This window comes from Flavobacterium sp. (assembly GCF_031363805.1).
Taxonomy (GTDB): Bacteria; Bacteroidota; Bacteroidia; order Flavobacteriales; family Flavobacteriaceae; genus Flavobacterium.
The window spans coordinates 22,663-28,772 of record NZ_JANLVD010000261.1 but is presented as its reverse complement, the minus strand read 5'-3'; the positions used below and the strand labels follow the sequence as shown (position 1 = coordinate 28,772).

The window sequence follows — 6,110 nt, the reverse complement described above, 5'->3', positions numbered from 1 at the left end:
CGACCAGCAATATAATCATCGCCATCAATTACTACAAAAGCAAAATCACCATCTAATTTGTCTAGAAAATCATAACCAAATTCTTCATACAAATGCACAATCACTTCCGAATCTGATTTGGTTTTGAAAGTATGGTGTTTTAAAATTCCGTCTCTTAATTCTTGATGATTGTATATTTCGCCATTGTGAACCATATAAGCGGTAGAAGTTCCTTTGATGGGTTGACGGCCTGAATGCAAATCGATGATTGACAAACGCTCGTGGCTTAATATATGTCCGTTTTTAGTAACATGCAAATCACTTTCGTCTGGTCCACGATGCGACATTCTTTTAGACAATTGTTTTACTAATTCTTGGTCTTTTCCTTTTCCGATGATGGCTAATATTCCGCACATAATTTTATTTGTTGATTCGGTTATTTGTCGATTTGAATGTTTGATAGTTCGATTTAACTGAAACAAAATTGCGGTTTATAGTTGTTTATTAAAATCAATAATAGATATTTGATTATAAAAATAAACCAAATGTTGATTTTTAGTATTAATTATAAAATATATTTAATGAAAAAATGATTTGAAGTTGAGAAATGTTATTTTTTGAACGCCAATTTATGAAATCTCTTGAATTAAATATTTCGTTCCATTTATTTCAAATTCAAAATCAATTTGTTTTCCCATTAATTGACTTCCCAATGGTGATTGCGGAGAAATGGCAAATATATTTTGAGCTTCAAATGTGATTTTTGGTAAAGCAACACTAATATAAACTGTCAAATTATTGGTTTTTACTAAACTTCCTATAGCGACTTTATTATGAATTTGCGAAGTATCAATTTTATCTAATATTGATTTTTGATCGATTGATTCTTTAAGTTTATGCGTCAGTTTTTCTTGTTCAATATGCATCATCGATAAGGCGGTTTCGTGCTTATCGCCAGCGGAACCTTTGGCATCATTTTTTGAATCTTCGGTTAATGCCGAAATCATGTCTTGGAAAACATCTATTTTATCTTGGACTAGTTGAAGGTATTGTTGGTGGATATTCTGTTTCATGCTTAGTATTTAAACGCAAAGAACGCAAAGTTTTCACAAAGTTCACTAAGCAAACAGATTAAAACACTTTGTAAACTTCGTAATTTTCTTGTGAAATTTGTAGATATAATTCTTAGTGAACTTTGTGCATTTCTTAGTGAACTTTGTGGTTAAAACTCTTTGTAGTTAAATAAACTTAAAAATCAAATTTATAACTCGCTCCCAAAATAACTTGTGCACCTTGAACAGGATAATTTAACCAACGATTGTAGGTTTGGTTGGCAAGGTTATTTCCTTTTAAAAAAGCGGTTAATCTCTCATTATATTTATATCCAATGTGTGCATTGATATCAAAATAGCTATCTAAAGTTTGTACAGAATCTGTGTTTGATGTGAATCCAAAGTTGGTAAATTGATCTTTTCTTTCTCCCACATAAAATATTTGTGAACCAGCATACCATTTTGTACCAATATTGAAATCTGTAGTGAAAGATGCTTTTACAGCTGGCAAATTCCAAGGCTCCGCTTCCAAATCTGTGCCATAATTATTGTATTCTGCGTTCAATCCTAATGATATATTTTTATTGACATCGGCTTTTAATTCTCCAAAAAAGGAAAGCGTTTTTACATTATCGTACACTACATTAAATGAATTTCCATAGCTATAATTGTTAGCAGGCGATTGTGATAAGGCATTTGTTTTAAACAAAGCTTTATCTTTCGAAGCATTGTAAGATGCTTTCAAGTTGTAAGCTAACGAACTGGCTAATTTTCCTCTTAAACCAGCAAAAAGATCATATTGTTGGTCTGTTGGATTAATAGATAAAGTAGGTGATAAAAACTTATTTACATTAGCAAAATCAGCATATGAATTTTGAATTAATTTCCCTTCAATTCCACCAAAAGCAATCATTAAATCGCCTACAACTTTGTAAGAAGCATTTATTTTTGGATAGATAAAAAAACTGGTTTCTGATCCATAATCAACTCCTGCAAAGACATCTTTTGCACGGGAAAAGAAAACCACATCTGCACCAATTTCTACAGACAAATCATCTTTTAGAAGTTGAAAACTCGGGTTGATATTAAAAATTAAATTGGACATTTTAATATTTGAATTTGTTCCAACTTGAGAAATATTATTTAAATAAGTAGTGTCAAATTCGGAAATCAAATAGTCCACTCCGAATTTGGTTTTTACTGAAGTATCTCCAAAATCAAAAGTAAAATCAGGTTTGATCATAAATCTATTTTCTTTAGAATTATAATTATCTGAAAACGAAATAAAATTTAAATTTAACTTATTAAAAAAACTATCATTAATTGTCAGTTCTGAACCTAAATTTATCGTATTGTATTGATGATTTGGATCTAAACTTCCTATTGAATTTCTATCAAAATTTAAGCTATTAAGTGGAACGCCATACCAATTGTAGCCCTCTCTTTTATAACCTAAATTGGCAGAAAATTTGGTGTCCTTTCTTTGGTAACCATATAAAACATCTGCAGCAGTTTCAGCAAATTTATCGTCCAAAACAACGCCTTTTATGCCACCTTGCGACGATTGGTGTCGCAACATAGCGCCAACATATTGGTATTTATCTAACTCGTGAGTCACAAATAATTCGGCATTTAGACTAGCATAATTTCCAAACCCCAAAGTCAAATAATTCGAAAATAAGCGTTCTTGCTTGGCTTTATCCACACCAGCAGCTTTCCCTTTTGATGGCGTAAAAGTGGAAGCCACCGGAAAAGAAAATATTTGGTATTTTACAGTTTCTTTTTTATTGATTTCGGCATCATCCAGCGTTGGCACTTCTTTAATTTTATTGGCATCTGAAACTGTTGGCGAATATGGTTTTACTACGTTTACGACTTCGGTTCCTATGTTTTCATCTTTCTTTTGAGCGAAAACTGTTTGTAAAGTAATGAGTAAGATTATGATGATTTTATTTTTCATATTTATTATGTTGAAGAGACAAGAGACAAGACTTAAAATATTGAAATCTTGCTTCTTGCTTCTTTTCTCTAATTACTTTGTTATCGACGAATTTGTTTTGGCTTCTTCAGTTTTAATTAAATCCAATTGACTTTGTGCTTCATCTACAACATCTTGATAGTCTTTGAAATTTTTTATGACACTTTCTAAAATATAGCTGGCTTGAAAACTATCTTTTAATCCGTAGAAATTCTTTGCCATGACAATCAAACCTTTGGCGCCAAAATATTTGTAACCCGCATAATCCTTGGATAGTTTTTGAACCACTTTATTTGATTCGTCAAACTTGGATTCCTTATTTTTAAAATACGCATCATAAAATAGAGATTCCGCAGCCAATTCACCTTTGGCAGTTTTTTGCAAATTCGCATATGCTTCTTTGGCTTTTGTTTCATCATTGACTTTTATGGCCGAACGTGCAATGATAATTTGAGCATCACTTTTTATTTTATCTTCCGTCTTAGGATTTTGCAATACTTTTTCAGCATAAATCACCGAATTGGAATAATCTTTTTCATTGTAATAGCTTTTCATCAAATTGGCTTGTGCATACGTTTTATTTTGAGGAAAATCTGATTCAGATTCCAATCGAACTAAAACAGGAATTGCTTTAGTATAATTGGTGTTTTTTAAATAAATCTGACTCAAACGCGACAATGATTGTTCTGTATATTGATTTCTGGCTTTGGAGATTATAAACTCATAACTTGGAATTGAATTGGCAGATTCTTCTTTAAAATAAGACTCCGCTAAAAAGAAATTAGCTTTAAGCGAATGAGCTCCATTTGGAAAATTCTTTATATAGCTTGATAAATTCTTTATAGCTTCTTTGGTATTTCCTTGTAGATATTGCTTTTCGGCGGCTTCGAAGGAATCATTGTCCAAATCGGAATCTGTAACTTCAACAAAATCAAGTGATTTTACCCAAGAAGCATATTCTTCAACTTGACCTTTGTCTACATAAATTAATCTTGCAGTTTTTACTGCTTCAATTGCTTCGTCAGATTTTGGAAATTCTGCCACAACTTTTTTAAATTTTCCTAATGCCAAATCATCTTTGTCGCCATTATAATAAATTAATCCTTGACGCAAAATGGCTTTGGAAGTATAGCTTCCACCTTTAAATTCAGAGATTAATTGATCGTAGGTTTTAATTGCAGATGCAGTTTCGTTTTCGGCAGTGTAGGTATTTGCCAATTCAAACAATGCATCGTCACGATAACCAGATTTTGGAAAATTCTTTAAAAAAAGATTGAAATCGGATATTTTTTTATCATTTTTAGATACAAAACCATAACTCATTGCTTTTTGATAGGCTGCATAATCGGCATCGATACTTTTTAAATCGATGGCTTTATTATAAGCTTCCATAGCTGACGAATACTTAGTGGTTACAAAACGTGAATCGCCCAAACGCAAGTAAGAATCTGTTAAACGGGTTTTATCATCTTTAGAAACTTCAATATATTTCTGAAAATAATTTCCAGCTTGGTCATATTCCTTCATTTTGAAATGACTGTAAGCAATATTGTAATTTATAGTTTCGAATTCTGGTGTTTGTTTGGATTCTGGATATCCCAAAAATTGTTTATAACTCAATAAAGCATTGGCAAAATCTTCTTGCACAAACTCTGTTTCCCCTTTCCAGAATGTGGCACGAGCAGAAAACTTGGCGTCCTTTTGTTCTGCAATAGATTTTTTAAACAATTGCAAGGCTTCGGTATAATTTCCATCGGTAAATAATTCCAAACCGCGATAAAAAGTCACTTTTTGGTACGCTAATTTATTTGCTGGTATTTTATTTTTTTCTAATAAAGTTATGGCTCCAGCATAATTTTTGGAAGTTATAAAGGAATTAATCAATAAACTTTCTATTTCAGTCTTATTTGGCGATGTTGGATATTTGGTCATAAAGCCAGACAAAATATCAGGCACACTTTGGTAGGAATTTCCAATATCGTAACTCAACCGAGCGTAATTTAAATAGGCATCTTCTTGAATTTTTAAATCAAAAGTCATTTCTGATGCATTTTTAAACGCATTCAATGCTTGCGGTTTTTTATCGGTTTTCAAATAACTTTCGCCCAAATGATAATAAGCGTTTTGGGCTACAGCATCTTTTCCACCAATTATTTTATTGAATTGTGAAATGGAATTTTCAAAATCGCTTTGTTTGTAATATGCATAGCCTAATTGATAAAAATCGGTATTGTTCCACTTCCCTTTTTTACCTTTGTAATCTTTCAAAAACGGAATGGCTTCCTTGTATTTTTTTAAATTGAAGTAACTTTCGCCAATAATTTTATTGAGTTCCGATTTTTCGATTGCGTTGGAACTAGCCATGGCAGCTTGACTTAATTTGATTGCTTCGTCAAATTTTCCCAATTTAAAATTCATATCTGCCTGAAAATAAGACAGTTTTTCTTTGTATTTTTCTTCACCCGAAACTTGGTCAAAATATTTAGAAGCTTCCTTATAATCATCGCCTTCATAAGCTAAGAAACCTAAGTAATATTTGGCTTGAGATCCATATTCTTTGGAATTCATTACTTTATTAAAATAGGTTGTGGCTTCTTTTTTCTTTCCAGAATTAAAAAAACTGTAACCTTTGTAGAAGTTAAAGCGTTCCATTTCACCTGAAGTCAAAGTACTTTCATCCACTTTGTCAAACCATTCAACAGCTTTCGCGTAGCTTCCTTGTTCAAAATAATAAGTAGCTACTTCGGTATAAGCCAAATTTTGTTTGGTACTCGTAGGATAATTTTTAATGAAATTTTCCATAGCTTCATCGGCGCCATTTTGATTTAGTCTTATTCCGCAATTGGCTGAATAATAGACACAATCTGATTGAATTTCAAGATTTGCATTTTCTTGTTTGACCTGATCAAAAATAATTTGAGCCGATTGGTATTGTTTGTTATTATAAAGTGACAAAGCTTTGGTGTAATTTGCCAAATCGTTGGTATAAATAGCAGATTGCTGGGCAAATATTGAAAAGTATCCGAAGAAAAAGGAAACGATTATTAATAATGGATTTTTTTTCATTTAAAAGCAAATTTAGAATTCAAATATAATATTTC

The 6,110-nt window shown here is 31.6% G+C and carries 3 protein-coding genes and 1 pseudogene; all 4 read right to left on the bottom strand.

The window, feature by feature from the left end; genetic code table 11:
- Positions 1-395: pseudogene (locus tag RMN92_RS13895) on the bottom strand (asparagine synthase B); the annotation flags it as partial.
- Between the two features lie 213 nt (positions 396-608).
- Entirely contained in the window at positions 609-1,052 is a 444-nt protein-coding gene (locus tag RMN92_RS13890) for a hypothetical protein (protein WP_309610039.1), read from the bottom strand.
- 175 nt (positions 1,053-1,227) lie between these two features.
- Entirely contained in the window at positions 1,228-2,991 is a 1,764-nt protein-coding gene (locus RMN92_RS13885) for a TonB-dependent receptor (RefSeq protein WP_309610038.1), read from the bottom strand.
- 72 nt (positions 2,992-3,063) lie between these two features.
- Positions 3,064-6,075 carry a tetratricopeptide repeat protein gene (locus RMN92_RS13880; RefSeq protein ID WP_309610037.1) on the bottom strand — a complete coding sequence of 1,004 codons (3,012 nt, stop codon included), beginning with the start codon at positions 6,073-6,075 and terminating at the stop codon, positions 3,064-3,066.
- Between the last annotated feature and the right edge of the window lie 35 nt (positions 6,076-6,110).

What these genes read in the sequence shown, in the direction of transcription:
- RMN92_RS13890 (WP_309610039.1), bottom strand. Translation starts at nt 1,052, where the DNA reads ATGAAACAGAATATCCACCAACAATACCTTCAACTAGTCCAAGATAAA.
- RMN92_RS13885 (WP_309610038.1), bottom strand. Translation starts at nt 2,991, where the DNA reads ATGAAAAATAAAATCATCATAATCTTACTCATTACTTTACAAACAGTT.
- RMN92_RS13880 (WP_309610037.1), bottom strand. Translation starts at nt 6,075, where the DNA reads ATGAAAAAAAATCCATTATTAATAATCGTTTCCTTTTTCTTCGGATAC.